The organism is Roseimaritima sediminicola (genome assembly GCF_009618275.1).
Lineage (GTDB): Bacteria > Planctomycetota > Planctomycetia > Pirellulales > Pirellulaceae > Roseimaritima > Roseimaritima sediminicola.
Map to the genome: position 1 here is coordinate 58366 of NZ_WIAD01000010.1, position 17438 is coordinate 75803.

A 17438-nucleotide genomic window follows, 5' to 3' on the forward strand; every position below is an offset into this window, starting at 1 on the left:
CGCTGTACCGGCGGCAACCGAGGCGGGCCACTGCCTGGCGTCATTCGCTCGCGAGACGACTCGCTAGCCCTGCGTGCCCACAGGCTCCAGGTTGGCGATCATCGTGTGGCACACGACCTCCTGTTGCTCGGGCGTCAGGTGCGGGCTCATCGGCAGACTCAAGCAGCGATCGGCCACCCGTTCACTGACCGGGAAATCTCCCGGCTGGTAGTTCAGCGACCGGTTGACCTCCTGCAGATGCAGAGGAATCGGATAGTAGACGGCCGTTCCCACGCCTTGCTCCCCGAGCACTTTCAGCAGTCGGTCGCGGCCATCGACCAAAACGGTGTACTGATGGAACACCGACAAGGCGTCAGAATTGCCTGCCGTTGGCAGGCTGATCGGCTGGTCCGCCAAGCCTTCGGCGTACTTCGCAGCGGCGGCTTGTCGGCGTTGATTCCACTGTTCCAGGTGGGACAGTTTGACTCGTAGCACGGCCGCTTGGATATCGTCCAGGCGGCTGTTGACACCGTTCTCCGTGTGGTGATATTTGACTTTGCCGCCATGACGGCGCAACATTTCGGCACGCTCGTACATCTCGTCGTCGTTGGTCAGGATCATTCCGCCATCGCCCATGCAGCCCAGATTCTTGCTGGGAAAAAAGCTGAGACAGCCTGCCAGTCCCATCGTACCGGTTTGCTTGCCCTTGTAACTGGCACCGACGGACTGGGCGCAATCCTCGATAACTTTTAAGTGGTGTTGCTCGGCGATCGCGAGGATTCGATCCATCTCACAGGGCAGACCGTACAGATGGACCGGGAGGATCAGCTTGGTTCTCGGCGTGATCGCCTCCTCAATCTTGTCCGGGTCGATGTTGAAAGTCACAGGATCGATATCGACGAATACCGGCGTGGCGCCCACCAAGTTGATCGCTTCACAGGTTGCGATAAAGGTAAAGGGAGTCGTGATGACTTCGTCACCCGGCCCAATCCCCGCGGCTAATAGGCTGATGTGCAAGGCATCCGTACCATTGCCGACGCCGATTGCGTACTTGCAATCCGCGTACGCCGCAAACTCCTGCTCGAAGCCCCGCACGTTGGGGCCCATGATGTATTGCCCCGCCGCGGCCGAGGACAGCAAGGCCGCTTCGAGCTCGGCCTGCAATTCGGTGTACTGCTGTTTCAGATCACACAAAGGAATCATAGGAACGACCAAATGAGCTCGAGAAAATGGTGAAAACGATCCATCCTGACCGGGGTCAGCGGTTGCTGGGGACCAACGCCGTAGTCTCATCTACCGCGTAGGTTCGTCCACAATCCTGGCAGAGGTAGACGTCTGGCTGATTCGCCGACGCTTGTAAGCGAGTGCCACACTCGCATGCCCAGCCACGTTGACGAGCAGGATTGCCGTACACCAGAGCATAGGCGGGCACGTCCTTGGTGACTACCGCACCGGCACCGATCAGCGCATGCGGACCGATGGTAACGCCGCAGACAATCGTGGCGTTTGCTCCGATGCTGGTGCCGCGCCCGACCCGTGTTTTGGCAAAGTCGGCTGCGGTGTTCCGGGGAAAAGCGCAGCGCGGCGTGATCACATTGGTGAACACCATCGAAGGGCCACAGAACACGTCGTCTTCCAAGGTGACGCCCTCGTAGACCGACACGTTGTTCTGAATCTTCACATTGTTGCCGACCTCAACCCGCGGGCCGATGACGACGTTCTGGCCGATACGACAGTCGCGACCGACGCGGGTCCCGGTCAACAGATGGCAGAAGTGCCAGACCTGGGTTCCCAACCCAATCTCGACGCCGTCATCAACGTACGCCGATTCATGAATCCTGGGCTTGCTAGCACCGCTCACGACACAGTTCCCGCATTGAAGTGACCGCTTCTTCGCCGCCCTCCTACGCCATCGGATCCGGCGTAGCGAGCGGTTCGAAAACGCAGGGGATGTAAGAGCTCCGACTAGGCAGCCACCCGAAATGGCAGCGGCTTGCCGTCAATAAAAGGATGCCGCACACCGGTTGGCGTGCATGCCGGCGTATTGCTGATCTGGTGCGCTAGGGCGATGGAGGGCTTGGCATCGCCGAGCCCGAACCCGCCTCCATCGAGGATGTCTCTGTAGACCCTGGTGTGCAGGTCCGTAAACCCTTTAGAGAACTCGATCTCTTGGCCATCGTAAGTCATCGACCGATAGGCATAACCCCCGTTGTCGACGACTTCCTTCGGCAGATCATTGGCATCGGTAGACAGGAACCAACGGACGTTGGCGCGTTCCAAGCGCAGCAAGCCGCCCATGCGATTGGCATCGGCCAGGTGGACTTCGTTATCCGTCGCCTCACCGAACAACCACAGCATCAAATCAAAGAAATGAATACCGATGTTCATCGCCACGCCACCCGACTTTTCTTTCTTTCCTTTCCAGGAAACTCCGTACCAAGCCCCGCGTCGAGTGATGTAGGTCAGGCAGATATCCGCCTTCTCCTTGGTCTCGGTTTGCCGCAGCTTCTCCCTCAACTCGATCAACGAAGGCAGCAAACGCAGCTGCAGCACGTTGTAGACTCGGCCGGGGCTCTCTTGCTCGATTTCCTGCAAGGCGTCGATATTCCAAGGCGACAGCACCAATGGTTTCTCACAGATCGCGTCGGCGCCTAAGCGCAGAGCTAGCCGGACGTGAGCGTCGTGCAGGTAGTTTGGCGAGCATACGCTGATGTATTTGACGCGTTGCTCCTCGCCTTGCCGACGCAGCTTTTCCAAGTGTCGGTCGAAGCGTTCAAACTCGGTGAAGAACCGGGCCTCGGGGAAAAAGCTATCTAAACGGCCAACACAGTCATGCGGATCGAGTGCGGCAACCAGTTGGTTACCCGTATCATGAATGGCTTGCATGTGTCGCGGGGCGATATATCCAGCCGCACCAATTAAACCAAAGTTCGTTGAAGTCATAATACACGTCCTTGTGTTGGGTCTCCGAGGACATTCTGTCGTCGGTCGAAAGTGAGAATTTAGTAGGAATCAACAATGAACGTCAACAGAGTTTATCAGCGCAACCGGCGCACCTTTGCTTGGTCGATCAAGTAAGCCAGCTGGCGAACCTGTTCATCACGCGGCGAGATTTGGCGGCAGGTCTCCAGATCCTTTCTGGCGTTGACAACCTCTCCGAGCTGCAACAGAAGGTTCGCCCTTGTCAGCAACAGCGGGACACGACGTGGACGGAGGGCGATCCGGCGATTCACCACGTCCAGCATCAGGTCTTGATCATCGATCCGCTGGGCGATCCGGAAAGCGGCTGCCAGCAGATGCCCCTGTTCCTCGAGACTCGGAGCTCGCGACGCATCGACAACCAGTTGGTTGCAGTAATGACGTCCGACGATCTGCCGCGATTCCTGGGATTGAGCGGGAGTGTCGACAAGAGCGAACAGCAGCGCAGCGGGTTCACGGGTCGGATTCCAGCGGCGCAGGATCTCCTCGGGGGAATACAGCATGGCCAGCGTCTGGACCACATGCTCCCGGCAGGAAGGGTCCGCCTCCAAAGCGATCTTGAATTGCCGGTCCGCCTGGACTTGGTCCTGCAGCATGATCGCGTTCAATCCCATCCTTAGGGCTACACGTCCGTCGACCATTCGCAAACGCTGGGACTGAGCCAACATTCGCTGCTGCAGTTCCACCGCTCCGCCCAGCCGTGCCGAAGCGGTTGCCGCGTATAGGTACGACCTTGATTCCGAAGGGCAGATCGCCGCTAGGGTGGCTGCCTGCGACAACACGTGTTCAGCCAACGGCTTGGGATCCTGCATCTGAAATGCCTGCCGCTCCAGTTCCGCCGTTAATCGATGCGTCAATTTAATTCGGGCGAGGATGTGTCCGGGATCGTACCGCAAAGTTTCCTGCAGCAGCGCGATCTCTGCGCTGCCGTCTGCAGACTCCTCGCCGGCCTCCCGATCACGAACCAGCCGCCGATAATCGTCCCAGGCCCAGGCGGCTTGAGACTGCGGCACCGCTTGCACAATCGACCAGGCGTTGCCGGCCAGCAAACCGATTGCCAGCAACAGCGAGCCGGCGAACAGCGGACGCCGAACCGGCGATGAACAAGCCGAGTCGGAGTGGCCAGCTTGCTCCACCTTCACCAGGACCGGGAGACGTATCGCGATAGCGGCCAACACCAACACGACTACAAAGCAAGCGGGGATGTGCCAGGGGAAATCTCCGATCGCATGGGCGCAACTAGCGATCAAACCGGCGAGCACGGCACAGCCCAACAGGGGACTCCATCTCGCTGTGGGGTTTGAAAACGCCTGTGTCGTGTGAACCAGGGTCGCGACGACGATCAGCAGCGCCAGCGAGACGCCAACCGAACCGGTTTCCACCAACAACTGCAACCAACTGCTTTCGCCGGTGGAAAACGTCTGTGGAAAGTATTCGTCCAGATACGCCCGGTAGACGTGGCGATGGTTTCCTACACCAATGCCCAACAAAGGGAAATCCTGCCAGATGGCATAGTCCACGGACCAGATCTTGGCCCGCCAATAGGACAGACGATGCACTTCCGTAAACAGAGCCGCCGCGGCCACCACCAGCAGACCGACACATCCTCCGACGCCGATCCGCATCCACAGTTGCAAAGAGAAGTCTCGAAGATAGCGAACGCCGATCCACCGCCAGAGCGCCAATGCAAACCACAACAGGGCCGAAAACGCGATCACCACTGCCCCGCCCCGTGATGGCGTCGCGAAAACAGTGCAGATGACGATCACACAAGCGATCGCTGCGACCAGTCGTTGCCAGTCACCCGCGGCGAGTCCTCGAAACCGGCGAGCTCTGAAGTGCTGGTGATCGGACCTCTGGTGATCGGAGCTCTGGCGATCCTCCCGGTTGACGCCAGGCCCGCCGCCGGGTGACGCCGCCTTTGGCACACGGAACAAGAAATACAAGACCGCAGGAAGAATCGAAGCCAATAGGCTGGACAGGTGATTCTCGTTTTGAAACGGTCCCCGCGGTATCGTCCCGGGCTGGCGACTGGGATGGTCGTACAACCACAGGAAAAGCCCGTTTCCCCAGCTGGCCTGCAATAACGCTACCGAGGCCAGGGTCAACGCCGTGGCCACCAACCAGAGCAACACCCGCTCGATGTCCTTGATCGACTCCAACCGGCAGACGACGATGACCAACAGGCACAGGTAGGTCACCAGGATCGGAAGCGCACGCCGCGTCGTGAGGATGGACAAGCTGAAGCTGTTGTGCAGTTGCGAGGTCGAAACCAAAGGCACGTCTTCCGCAAACAGTTTTTCGATTCCTGGGGCAGCGTGCTCGACCCATCCTGGTCCGACCGGAACGATTTGCAGCAGGGGAATTGCCAGACAGAACAGCATCGCGGCCAGCGTCCAGACCGTCAGCCGGAGCCGGCCGCCGGCGACGACTTTGACCACCACCCCGATGGACCCAAGCAACACCGCTACCATCAGCACCAGGCGGCCGTGGGGATGACGCCCTCCCAGCACCAGGGGCGCCAGAAATAGAACCGCAAGCAAGGACAGATCCATGCAGCGATGCCCGGTAGTGATCCAAGGATCCCGGCCAGGACTTGGGGCCAGCGGCCGCATCGGTACCGGTTGGTGCTTGCCGCGCGTCGCTGAGAACATCAAATACCTTCGCGTCGAAGCGGAGAAACAGGTTAGGCAGCCCGCCGCCGCGGAGCGGATCGAGTGGGTGAACGCTTGCGAGGCGCCACCGGTGCGGCGGCCGATAAAGACGCCGGCATCGGCGGCGTTGCGCCCCCGGCGGAGACCGGACGGACAGCTGGGTCCGTGGATTCGAAGGGCCCTCTGATCGCAACAGCTTCGGACTTCGGTATCACGATCGGCTGCTTCTTGTCGGTTAGTTCCTCGCCGTAACCGTAGCCATAGCCATAGCCGTAGCCATAGCCGTAGCCACCGTCTTTGCTCGCGTCCATCGCGTTGACGACCAAGCCAAACACGACCGTTTCAAACCGAGCCAGGCGTTCGATTGCTCGTAAAACGTGCCGCCGAGAATTCTTCTCCGGACGGACAACCAACACCAATCCGTCGGCCAGGCGACTGACCATGGCAACATCGTTTGCGACCAAAACCGGTGGGCAATCCAACACCACGTGGTCATAGTTGGCCGCCGCCCACTGCACCAGTTCGGCGAAGGCCTTGCTAGACAGCAATTCGGCCGGGTCCAGCGGACGGGCACCGGAGCTGATCAGTTCCAGGTTCTCCACGCCCGTATCAACGACGTAGTTTCGTACTGCCGCGACCGGTGACGGCTCGGCCAGCAACTGAGTCAATCCGGCGCTGTGTCGCAGGTCGAACAGATTCGTCATACCGGGTTTTCGCAAGTCGGTATCGATCACCAGGGTGCGTTTTCCGGCCTGAGCCAAGCCGACCGCCAGGTTACTGCTGACCGTGGTTTTACCATCGCTGGGTTCACTACTACTGACGGCAATCAACCGCGGCTGTGCGGGGTTGAGCATCAAGCCCGCACGAAGTGTTCGAAAGGCTTCGCTAGATCGGGCTGATGGATCGACATGCAATTGAATCGCTTCCGCACCGTGTTCGACGCGGGGCGACAACTTTTCGACGACGGCCAGAATTTCTGTACGCGTTTGGCGTTCGACTTCATCCAGACTGGCGAACCGATCGTCGCGTAGGTCTGCCAAGAAGACCAACAGCACACTCAGGGCGGTTGCGATCCCAAAGCCTGCTACAACCAGAAACTTCAGACGCGGCGAGACGGCGGCTCGCGCGGCTTTCGGTTGGCCGATTTCGGAAACTCGTACCGCGGCTTGATCCTGCCCTAAGTCCACTCCGTGGATCTTTTCCAACAGCGTATCATAGGATCGTCCCAGTCGGTCTACCTCGCGCTGTGCGAACAGCATCTCACTTAAACTGCCATTCATCGCGACGACTTCTTTCTCCAGCGACTCATATTCGCTGCTCAACAGGGCTTCGTGTTGCGTGGCTTCTTCGAGCTTTTGCTTTACCAGGTCGCCTAACAGGGCTGCAAACTGTTGGCCGCTGGCGTTACTGGCCCGACCGTTGACGCGTTGTTGGAAGTCCCCCAAGTATTCCTGAGCGTTGCTGATCTGTTCACGAAGCGCGATCATGTCGGGATGCGTCGGCCCCAGGTGCGTGGATATCCTGGCTAATTCCGCACGGTCATTTAACAGTTTCTGTTCGAGGGCATGGATGGAACGCATCTGTTCCGGAGCGACGCCCAACACGGCCGCCGTCAGCGACCGTGCAGCATCGGGATCCACCGCATGCATATGAGGTCGCGGGTCCCGTCCCTGACGAATCGATTCTTCTACCACCGCGGCGATCGCTTGCAGTTCAATCCGGTCCTTCTGGGCCTCGGTTAGGCTCGTATTAAGACTCTGGACCCGTTGCAGAGCCGGGTGCGAGGCGATCGATGCGGTGTCGATGCCTACGACCCGCGCCTCGTCACGAAGTTGGACCAAACGGTCTTGTTGTTTGTGCAACTGCGTTTCGATCTTCTCGCGTTCGCTCTGCAGCAATTCCAGCACCGACACCGAGGTGTCTTGATGGTGCTTCAACATGAAATCCAGATAAGCTTCGACCACCACCCCCAGTACGGCCTCAGCCGCCTCAGGGCTTGCCGACTTGTAGGACAGCTCGATGACATCCGTATTTCGCACCAGTTGAACGCTTAGACCGCCGCGCAGGGTCACGAGGCTGCCGTCATCACTCCGCCCCTGAATATCGACCTGCAAGTGCGGGGGCAACTCCCGCAACTGATCGAGGGCCTGTTTTAGCACGCGATCGCTACGAATGATTTTTTCTTGTGTTGGCAGCTTGTTCGATGCTCCGCCCACCGTATTTCCAGGCAGCATCCCCAGACTGGGTTCTTCCACCAACAATTGGGCCGTGGCTTGATAGACCCGGTCCGCCGTCACATAGTACAGCCCTGCCACGACGCCCACGAGCGCAAACGTCGCAGCGACCATCCGCTGACGACGCAGGGCCGCCTGCCCAAAACGCACGACCAAACGCACCGCTTCGGCGGCACTCATCTGATGGGCCCCGCCCGGATTCATTTGACTCATGATTCGATCCGTCATGCTGTTCTTTTTACAACCCTGGAATTGCAGCGCTAAAGCCGACTCGGAAGAAGGACCGAATTGTTTGTAGCGCGACCGTGGACGGCGTCTCTTCGACGCTGACGACGTCGCCAGGAGCCAGCCGGAGGTTGTCTGGCCCGCCGGAGCGAGCGTTCGCCAGCGAAGCTTCGATGACGGTTGTCCCACCGGTTTCGGGAACGCTGCGAATGATGTGCACCTTGTCGGCGATCGAAAGCGTCGTGCCGCCGGCTTGGGCGATCGCGTCCAACAGCGTCAAGTCTTCGCCATCGGGCATCTCGATCTGGTCGGGTTTGTTGACCAAGCCCATCACGCTGACCACCCGCTTGGGCTCGCGGGTCACACTGACCACGCTGCCGTCGAGCAACTGCAGCGACTGGGGCGAAAGATTGTTCAAGTCCGCCAGGTCCACGTTCACCACCGGCGCCATGGATTGCGGCTGGAACGACGCCAGGGCCACTCCGTCGGGACCGACCGGCGGCGACCGCTTGGCATAATCCGACAGTGCCGCCGGAGTGTGCCGGATTTCGATAAAGCGACTGGCTTCGTCCGAGACTCCCTTGGCCATCGTCAGGGCGGTCATCAGATCGCAACTGGTTGCCGGGATCTCATACGTGTCCGGTTCGTTGACCGCTCCCACCACCGTGATTTGGTAACTGCGGCGTTTATCAACCGTCAGTGTGACCTTGGGGCTAACGTAAACGCCTCGTTCGATCGCCCGATCACGAACCCGGTCGGCCGCCACGTTGGGCGTCAGGCCCGCGATCGGTACCGGTCCGACCAAAGGCACATCCACTGCGCCGGAATCGTCGAGCCGCAGCGTCCAGGCGGTCGGGGTCGTCTTTTCGATGCCCGTCGCGATGGATAATTCCACCGTATCCCCGGGCTGCAACCACTCCGAAGGAGTCGACGTCCGCGGCATCTGGCTGAGGTCCACATGGCGCGCGCTGACGTGATGGGGAGCCGCAAATTCGGGTGGTAGGTTGGCCGCGGAGTACTGCGCGTGCGAACAGCCGATCGCGGCAAGCAACCACAGGATCAGCAAACCAGGGGTGATCCGACGCATCCGTGCATCCGGTTAAAGGGGAGCGCATTGATTATCCTGCATTCCTTTGCAGGGCAGTCGGGGGGAGTGTATCGAGCCGCCGGGCCGCAGCGAAACCCCAATTCCCCGTCAAAATACGCACCTACGCCACTTTCTAACCGCCCTGCCCTGCTCTACTTGTCCCCGCTCGGCTCGTCCGGCTCGTCCGGCTCGTCCGGCTCGCTCAACTCGCGGAGCTTCCGCTGGGCCGCCGCTCGCGCCCATCGGGCGAGTGCCTGTCGTCCGGCGGGGGCCTCGCCTTGCAGGCCCGCGTGCAGGGCGTGCCACTGCCGCCTCCGGGACTCGTCACCGAACAAACCGCCCACGGCCTCCCGCTGCTCGGGCGTCAGCTCGGCAATGCTGGCCGTCATCCGGTCCAGCCAGCGGCCGACTTCTCCTTCAATCAGCGGCTGGAGGTCCCGCTGCACCGCGTCCTCGTCCAACCGATCCAGACCGGCCTCCGCCACTTTGGCCGCGGCCGATCGGTGGACGTGAGAGAGCAAGTAGGCGACGGTCCCCAAACCAAGCGGACCGGTTTCAGGATCTGCTAGCATTTGATCAATCACTTCCGTAGCGTGCGCGCCACGTCCCAGCACCGCCAGGCAAACCTCCCGCGTCACTCGCAACGGCCACTCGCCTTCGGCGAACACGTCGGTGGCCGCGTGCAGGACCGCACGCGCCGCGACTTTCCGCATCATGGTTTGCCAATCGCCTCCGCCCGTGTTCGGCTGGGCAGGAATAAAAAACCGCTCCTCTTCCCTGCCCCGCTGCATCCTGCGGATGACCGCATCGGCCGGTTCCAGCAGTCCGCCCTCGGCCAACCGCCGCAGGGCGGAACCGAGATGAGGGTTCGACCGAACGCCTTCGGTTCGCAGACGGTTGCTCAACTGAGTCGCCTCGGCCCAAACCGGCGGGCTGCACAAAAAAGCGGCCAACGTCCCCAGCGGCCGCCCCGGCTGGTAAGCGTTGGGTTTGTGCCCATGCTGTGCAAGCAATTCCCCTCGCAGGCGCTCGAAAGCGCCCTGTTCAAAACGGACCTGCAGCAACTCGGTTTCCCAAGCTCGAATCTCGCCGCTGTGAATGTCTACCTCCAACCGATCCTCGCCACGACGACCGATCAGCACGCCATCGACCACCTCCTGCTGCAGCTTGGACTTGTAAGCGAATGGCAACAGATCGGCTGGACTGACATCAAAGGCGTGCTCGACCACGTTCTGACCAGTTTGCCGCTGATTGTTGACGTTGAAATGCAGTCCAAGGCCGAACAACCGGTCCTCCTCGACCGCCGCTCGCAATTTGGTACGAAAGGTCAACTGGGCCGTCACCGCGTCCAATCCCAAGGACCATCTTTCCGGATGGTCCGAATGCATCAGAGCCAATTGCTGGGGATCCATGATCAAAGCCATGTCAGCCGCACCGGAACGATCGCCGGCCGCGCCGGAGCGCGTTACCTGCAGGATCATGCCTTGGTCGGACTGGACGCTCAGAAAATGGTAGGGCGGGGCGTCCGCGGTGATGACCACGTCCTGCTCCAGCCGGTCAAACGTTCCCAACCACCGCTGAGCCCGCCGGTAGATCTCCGCTCGTTCGCTGATCGGCTGGTCCAGCGGCGGCAGGCCCGGCGTCTCCTCCACTTCGATGATCAAGCGGCCCGTCCCCGATGCGGTTCGCTGGAACTGCACCTGTTGTTTCTGGAACCGGCCGCTTTCCCACAGCTTGCGCGTCCAGTCAGCGATTTGTTGGCGATCGACCGCTTGGCCCACCTGGACGCCCAAATGCTGCTGAATCAACAGCGACGGATTGATCGGGCCGCCCCGCACTTCGATTTCCTCGACCCGATCCCGGGGCCCTTCTTCGGCCACTTGGACGACCAGTCGGCCGGTCCCGGCAGGCTGATCCAGTTCAATGCGAACCAAGGCCAGAGCCTGGGAATACCCCAGATCCTTCAGGGCCTGGACAACGGCTAGGTGGAGCAGGTTTTCGGTATCTATCGGCAGCGGTTTGCCGCGCGGCCAAACGGGCTTCTCCAGCTCGACCGCCTTGCCCGCGGAATCGGTCCACTGCTGCACCACTTGGCCGTCGAGCTGCGAGAAACGAGGAAAGACGTCGCCTTTGGGATAGGGCTCCGTCAGCCGCTGGCGAAGCCGGTCGAAGTCCAGCTCCGTCCCGCCGTGGATCCGCACCTCGCCAACTCGCAAGCGTGATCCTTCGTCGATCGAAACGTGAGCCCCGACCGGATCGCTCGTCGCGGCGACTTCGATCTGGGGCGAAGGAAACCCCTGCCGGCGGTAAGCGGCAATCAATTGCTTTCGCATCACGCCCGCCAATTCGTCGGATGTGCCCAAGGGGTGGGCGGCGAGCAGAAAGTCGGGATCCGCTAGCAGGGCGTCACGCAGCTGGGCATCGCCAAAGGTCGTGTTGCCTTCGAAGGTGAAGCGATTGCGGTCATCGGTCGAGCTGGTCGCCGGGGTTTGAGCGGCCGCTGGCCGAAGCGTCAGCCAACCACCCAAGACGATCGCCAACACCATTCGTAAACTTCGCAAGCGGAGCCAAACCATCGGAGCATCCAAGCTGGGGAAAGGAAGGACCACGAGAAATCATACCGTAGCTCGATCAAGCCGTAGCCGAAGTCGCCAGACTTTGGGAAGTGACGGGTTAATCCCTCCAAACTCTTGCGGGTTCAGCTACGACGAGTCAGCCACTGCTCACAGGCTGGAAGCCTATGCCACTGTTCACAGGCTGGAAGCCTATGCCACTGTTCACAGGCTCGATAGGCCCAACGGGCCGGCGGTATGTCAGCCCAGGGCAACGCCCTGGGTTAGGAAGACCGCCGAGAAACCAAGCCCCAACGGGGCGGCCCTAGTCCTTGGTTTTGGACAGGGTGTCGGGAGCTCGAGCGGAAGCGGGGTGGCAACCGTTCGATCCTAGGACCGCCCCGTTGGGGCTTTTCAGAGTGGTTTGGGCCGGTTACCCAGGCCGGTGGCCTGGGCTGACGTAGGGTTGCCCCGTTGGGGCGAGGGTGGTTTATACAGGCTCCGCGGGCGATGCCACGGTTCACAGGCTGGAAGCCTATGCCACGGTTCACAGGCTGGAAGCCTATGCCACGGTTCACAGGCTGGAAGCCTATGCCACTGTTCACAGGCTGGAAGCCTATGCCACTGGGCTCACCGAGCGTTCGAGCCGATACCCTAGGCCGCGCAGGGCGAGGCAGACGCTCAACATGACCGCTCCCATGCTTTGGTGGCTGATGACGATCCCGGTAAAAACCTCGCTGCCGCCGCCGGGTGTTCCGAGCAGGCCGATCAACGCCGCCATCTCGGCCGCCGCCAACAGAAAACAGTAAACCACCCAGACACCGATCAGCCGAAGGATTCGCTGCGGTTTCGCGCCCAGCGAAATCCAGATACAGGGCAGCTTCACCAGCAAGCTGACCACTCCGTAAATCGAAATTAATATCAATAGCTGCGGCTCGGCCAGGCCACTGGCCTCCCAAGCACGGAGCAAGCTGAGCTCCTCTCCCGCCAGCATCGCTCGCCCAATTCCCATACTGATCGCCAACAGCAACGTGCCGACAAGGATATCCCGAATCGCGTAGCGAGACCCGCGCTCGGCGCGAGTTTGGGTTGTGGAATCCTGAATGATCTGCCAGCGAAAGCCCAGGGCCGCGATCTTCAGCGGCACAAAGCTGGTCACAAATCCCAACATCCAGATCACCGCCAAGCCGAGCATCGCGTCGGGATTCGGTCCCCGATTCTCCACCCGGATGCCCCAGGCAAACCCGCACCAGGACACGACCAACAGCAGCAATGTCCAGGGCAGCCGGATCCAGAACGTGCCTCGAACCAGCGTTCCCCAAACGCAGATCACGGTTAACTGCGCCGTGACGATGCCCATCGCGGTTAACGCGGGGATCGCATCATCAAAGACCTGAGGGGTCATCACGTCGGCGATGAAGAAGCCGACGCAACACAGCGCGATCAACAGCAGTAGCAGATTCCGGCGGACAACGTCCGGCGGAGGCGCGCGGACCGCGGGGGAAGCGTCGTTCATCGTGCTGGCAAGCCTCATAGTAGCTCGGCTGTCCCCAGCCGAGAGCACCCCGGTCACGGCCCGGACGGCCGTGCTACTATGTTCTCACAAGCTGGAAGCCTATGCCACGGGGGCGCTTTTCATCAGCAGTTCGGCGATCTGCACGGCGTTGGTCGCGGCGCCTTTGCGAAGGTTGTCGCTGACGCACCAGAACGCCAGCCCGTTCTCGCTGCTCAGATCCTTGCGGATCCGGCCCACAAAGACATCGTCACAGCCGTCGCAGTCGCGCGGCATGGGGTAACGCTGGCCGGCCAGGTCGTCGACCACGGTCACGCCCGGGGCAGCGGCGAGCAACTCGCGGGCTTCTTCCGCCGAAAGCGGTCGCTCGGTCTCGATCAGGATCGATTCGCTGTGGCCGACCATGACCGGTACGCGGACGCAGGTCGGACACACCTGAATCGACTCGTCGCCGAAGATCTTGCGAGTCTCGTACACCATCTTCATCTCTTCGGAGGTGTAACCCTGATGCTTTTCCGACCCGATCTGCGGGATCAGGTTGAAGGCGATGTCGTGCTGGAAGGTTTTTGGCGAGGCGGGCGAGTCGGCTTGACCGGCACCGAGGGCCGCCTTGGAGGCTCGTTCCAGCTCCGCCGGTCCGGCCAACCCGGCTCCGCTGGTCGCCTGGTAGGTGCTGACCACGACGCGGCGAATCCCGGCTTCGCGATAGATCGGGGCCATGGCCACGACCATCTGCGTGGTGCTGCAGTTGGGGCTGGCGATAATGCCCTGATGCTGGGTGACCGCTTCGGGATTGACCTCCGGAACCACCAGGGGCACCTTGGGGTCCATCCGCCAGTAGCCGCTTTCATCGACCACCACCGCCCCCCGCTCGACGGCCCACGAAGCGAACTCCGCGGACACCTCGTCGGGCGTGCTGGCGATCACCAAATCGACGTCATCAAAAGCCGATGGCTCGAGCAATTCAATGGTCTTGGTTTCGTCCCCGAACCGAACGGTTTTGCCGGCCGAACGGCTGGAAGCGAGCAGCTTTAAATTGCGCATCGGCAGTTGCCGCTTCAGCAACTGATCCAACACGATTCGTCCTACGGCGCCGCTGGCACCGACCAAAGCCAAATTCTCGTACACGGGAACCTCGAAGTAACGGTTCAAGTAGAAAGGGGGTGCATGCGTCGGGCGAAGCCAGCCGTAGCCGAAGTCGCCCGACTTTGGAGGTAGCCGAAGTCGCCACACTTTGGACGGGTTTAACGGAGGCTGGTCCAATCTCTGGCGAGATCAGCTACGGGGATCGCCTACTGGTTTTCGCGCCATTTCTCGATCGCTGCCGGCAGGTCTTTGTCGACTCGGCCGTACCCGCCGCGACCGCCGCGGACGCGCGATTCGATGGCACTGATTTCCTTGGGCGTGATCGACTCCCAGAACTTGCTGATCGTCGGTTTGTCCAGCGGCTCGTAGGAGCGCACGATGCGGAAACCGACGCCGCGAGCCGGGTCGGAGGTGAACCACCAGGGGCTGCGAGGATAGTTCGGGTCTTCCTCTTTCCAGTCGGGATCGTTGGATCCCATCCGGGCGGCGCTGCGCAGATCCGGCGGATCCGATTCCCAACTGCCTCCGCGGACCGTGCAGGGATAGGTTTCGGTAGGCCACTGGGCTGCGGTGATGCCGGTCAAGCCCTCCGGATCGAGGGCTTGATAGCCGTCTTCGGTATAGGCGTCGACGGTCCACTCGGCAACGTTGCCATGCATGTCGAACAAGCCGAACGCATTGGGTTCTTTCTGGCCGACCAGTTCGGGTCCTTCCTCGGCGTTATCGAAGAACCAAGCGTATTGGTCCAGGTCGTCGGCCGAATCACCAAAGGAATAGGCCGTGGTGGTGCCGGCCCGGCAGGCGTACTCCCACTCCGCTTCGGTGGGCAAGCGATACTGCGTGCCGGTGATCGCGCTGAGCCACTTGGTGTACTGCTTGGCAGCGTACTGGGTCATGGTGATGGCCGGTTTTTGCGGATCCTTGCCGTACTCGTAGGTGTGATCCGGGCTGTACAGGCTGGTCGGAGCGGTCACCGTATCGGTCAGATCGCTGGCATCGACCGGGCGGATGCCTTCGGCTTCGAATTCTTTGAAGGCGTTGTACAGTTCCATGTACTGGTCGTACTCGTCCCAGGTCACTTCGGTCTTGGCCACCCACATCGGCGCGACCGTGATTTTGATCTGAGGCCCTTCGTCTTCTCGGTGTTCCTCTTCCGATTCCGGACTTCCCATCAGGTAGGTCCCAGCCGGGACCGGGATCATCTCGAAGCTGACGTCGCTGCCAGGAATCCGCTGGGTATAAGGCACCATAAATCCGCCCTCGACCTCCACAAAAGGTCCCTCGGCGGGCTTTTCAGAAACGATCCCGGGCGGGTCGTCGGCAAACCCCACGCCGGACAGGCAGACCAGGGCACAACAGGCAAGCATATATCGCATTTGGCAAACCATTTTTAATGGAACAATTCTCTGGATACTCTCTGGACATTCTCTGGGCAGAACGAGTCGCTGGGCGAGCAAGTCCGCTCGCTCCGGGCATATCGCCCGCCGGGGGCGGCGACCAGCGGGGTCATTATCACCCAAAATCGATATTAATAAAGATCTACCGCCGGGTTTTCGGGTATTGGCATGGTTTACCGCATGGCCAGATCTTCGGGCCGCTGGCCGATCGCCACCGTCAGGGTGTGCGTTTGGCCTTCGCGACGAATCTCCAGCTGGACCGTTTGCCCGACGCGGACATCCCCCACCTGACGCATCAGATGGCCCATATCGGTCACCAGCGTTTGATCGATTCGCACGATGATGTCGCCGGCCTGCACGCCGGCACGCGCCGCCGGAGAATCGGAATCGGCCAGCCCCGTGACGTACGCCCCGCGAACCCGTGCATCTTCGCCCTCGTGCAGCGCGTCGGGCACCTCCGACAGCGCCACGCCCAACCAGCCTCGCTGCACCCGGCCGCTCTCCCGCAAACGTTCGTAAACCCCCTTCGCCACATTGCTGGGGATCGAGAAACTGACGCCGCGATAGGTGTCGCCGACGATGGCGGTATTGATTCCGATCAGATGGCCGCGAGCGTCCACCAAGGGTCCGCCGCTGTTGCCCGGATTGACCGCCACGTCGCTCTGCATGAAATCCTGGTAACGCGTGCTGGCTTTGACGACCCGGTGTTTGCCGCTGAGGATGCCAAAGGTGACCGTACGATCCAGCCCAAAGGGGCTGCCGATCGCCCACACCGGCGATCCGACGCGAATCCGGTCGCTCTCGCCAAAGGTGATGGGGATCAAACGGTCGGCGTTGATTTTCAGCACCGCCAGATCGGTCAAGGGATCCACACCGACGACGCTGGCCGGCACCTGGCGCCCGTCGCTGAGGCCCACCTGGATGCTGTTGCCTCCGGCGATGACGTGTTCGTTGGTCAAGATAAATCCGTCGGTATCCACAATCACACCGCTGCCCTGATCCGACGCTTCCTCGGGCAGGTAGCCGCCGCGTTCCTGAAGAAAGTGCGCCAAATCGGCCTGCTGGGGACTCAGCTCCCGTTGGACTTCGATATGCACCACGCTCGGACCCACGTGCTGCATGACCATCTGATAGGCCTGCGAGATCGATTCGAGCGAGGCGTTCTGCAGCCCTTCGCCGCTGGTCTCGTACTCCGCCCGCAACTCGCCCCGGTGCCACGCGTAGCGAACCTCTTCGACGATCGCAGGGACCATAAAGCGGGCCGCGGCAAACATCAGAGCCACGGTCAACAAAAACAACACGCTCTGGCTGAGCGCCGTGTTGGACCCGGCCACGCGGTCGCTGGAACGCTGCGCTCCGCCGCGGCGCGATCCGGCCGCGTCGGTTTCCGGCCCCGCCGCCCCGGAAGCGTCGCTGGCCCCGGAAGGACCGAGAGCCCCGGAAGGACCGAGAGCCCCGGAAGGACCGAGAGCCCCGGAAGGGTCGCGGGGGCCGGACGGATTCGGCGGGCCGCCGCCGAGACCACCTTCCTCGATCGCGATGCAGCGCTGCTCGAAATCCTTGCTGGCTTGCTCGCCAGGAACGCGTCGAGAATCAGGTTGCGGGATCATAGGCTCGCCACGGCACAAGGTAGACGGAGGGTTTATTGTACGGCACCGGCCAGGGATTGGAAAAAAAACGCTGGAGCTTTCTGCGCAATCCCCCCTGCCCTGGCCCTACAATCCGGCACAAT

At 61.3% G+C, this 17438-nt stretch carries 11 protein-coding genes; all 11 read right to left on the reverse strand.

What is annotated here, in order from left to right:
• Positions 1-63: 63 nt before the first annotated feature.
• Positions 64-1182 (reverse strand): DegT/DnrJ/EryC1/StrS family aminotransferase, encoded by a 1119-nt coding sequence (locus GE027_RS07685; protein ID WP_153556607.1) that lies wholly within the window; start codon positions 1180-1182, stop codon positions 64-66.
• Between the two features lie 55 nt (positions 1183-1237).
• Positions 1238-1840 (reverse strand): acyltransferase, encoded by a 603-nt coding sequence (locus tag GE027_RS23640; protein ID WP_202617352.1) that lies wholly within the window; start codon positions 1838-1840, stop codon positions 1238-1240.
• A 104-nt stretch (positions 1841-1944) separates the two neighbouring features.
• Complete coding sequence (locus GE027_RS07695; protein WP_153556608.1) at positions 1945-2922, reverse strand: Gfo/Idh/MocA family oxidoreductase; 978 nt, start codon at positions 2920-2922, stop codon at positions 1945-1947.
• A gap of 95 nt (positions 2923-3017) precedes the next feature.
• Positions 3018-5612: an O-antigen ligase family protein gene (locus GE027_RS07700; protein ID WP_153556609.1), complete on the reverse strand. Its 2595-nt coding sequence runs from the start codon at positions 5610-5612 to the stop codon at positions 3018-3020.
• Between the two features lie 32 nt (positions 5613-5644).
• Positions 5645-8059, reverse strand: coding sequence for a GumC family protein (locus tag GE027_RS07705; protein WP_162006618.1), 2415 nt, complete (start codon positions 8057-8059; stop codon positions 5645-5647).
• A 25-nt stretch (positions 8060-8084) separates the two neighbouring features.
• Positions 8085-9158, reverse strand: a complete 1074-nt coding sequence (locus tag GE027_RS07710) for a polysaccharide biosynthesis/export family protein (protein ID WP_153556611.1) — start codon at positions 9156-9158, stop codon at positions 8085-8087.
• A gap of 152 nt (positions 9159-9310) precedes the next feature.
• Positions 9311-11719, reverse strand: a complete 2409-nt coding sequence (locus GE027_RS07715; RefSeq protein ID WP_153556612.1) for a BamA/TamA family outer membrane protein — start codon at positions 11717-11719, stop codon at positions 9311-9313.
• A gap of 607 nt (positions 11720-12326) precedes the next feature.
• Positions 12327-13226, reverse strand: coding sequence for a hypothetical protein (locus tag GE027_RS07720; protein WP_153556613.1), 900 nt, complete (start codon positions 13224-13226; stop codon positions 12327-12329).
• Between the two features lie 99 nt (positions 13227-13325).
• Positions 13326-14375: an aspartate-semialdehyde dehydrogenase gene (locus GE027_RS07725; RefSeq protein ID WP_390621573.1), complete on the reverse strand. Its 1050-nt coding sequence runs from the start codon at positions 14373-14375 to the stop codon at positions 13326-13328.
• Between the two features lie 140 nt (positions 14376-14515).
• Entirely contained in the window at positions 14516-15685 is a 1170-nt protein-coding gene (locus GE027_RS07730; protein WP_237607377.1) for a formylglycine-generating enzyme family protein, read from the reverse strand.
• A gap of 194 nt (positions 15686-15879) precedes the next feature.
• On the reverse strand, positions 15880-17316 hold the full coding sequence (locus GE027_RS07735) for a S1C family serine protease (protein ID WP_202617353.1): 1437 nt from the start codon (positions 17314-17316) through the stop codon (positions 15880-15882).
• Positions 17317-17438: the final 122 nt, after the last annotated feature.

What these genes read in the sequence shown, in the direction of transcription:
- GE027_RS07685 (WP_153556607.1), bottom strand. Translation starts at nt 1,182, where the DNA reads ATGATTCCTTTGTGTGATCTGAAACAGCAGTACACCGAATTGCAGGCC.
- GE027_RS07695 (WP_153556608.1), bottom strand. Translation starts at nt 2,922, where the DNA reads ATGACTTCAACGAACTTTGGTTTAATTGGTGCGGCTGGATATATCGCC.
- GE027_RS07700 (WP_153556609.1), bottom strand. Translation starts at nt 5,612, where the DNA reads ATGTTCTCAGCGACGCGCGGCAAGCACCAACCGGTACCGATGCGGCCG.
- GE027_RS07705 (WP_162006618.1), bottom strand. Translation starts at nt 8,059, where the DNA reads ATGAGTCAAATGAATCCGGGCGGGGCCCATCAGATGAGTGCCGCCGAA.
- GE027_RS07710 (WP_153556611.1), bottom strand. Translation starts at nt 9,158, where the DNA reads ATGCGTCGGATCACCCCTGGTTTGCTGATCCTGTGGTTGCTTGCCGCG.
- GE027_RS07720 (WP_153556613.1), bottom strand. Translation starts at nt 13,226, where the DNA reads ATGAACGACGCTTCCCCCGCGGTCCGCGCGCCTCCGCCGGACGTTGTC.
- GE027_RS07730 (WP_237607377.1), bottom strand. Translation starts at nt 15,685, where the DNA reads ATGCGATATATGCTTGCCTGTTGTGCCCTGGTCTGCCTGTCCGGCGTG.
- GE027_RS07735 (WP_202617353.1), bottom strand. Translation starts at nt 17,316, where the DNA reads ATGATCCCGCAACCTGATTCTCGACGCGTTCCTGGCGAGCAAGCCAGC.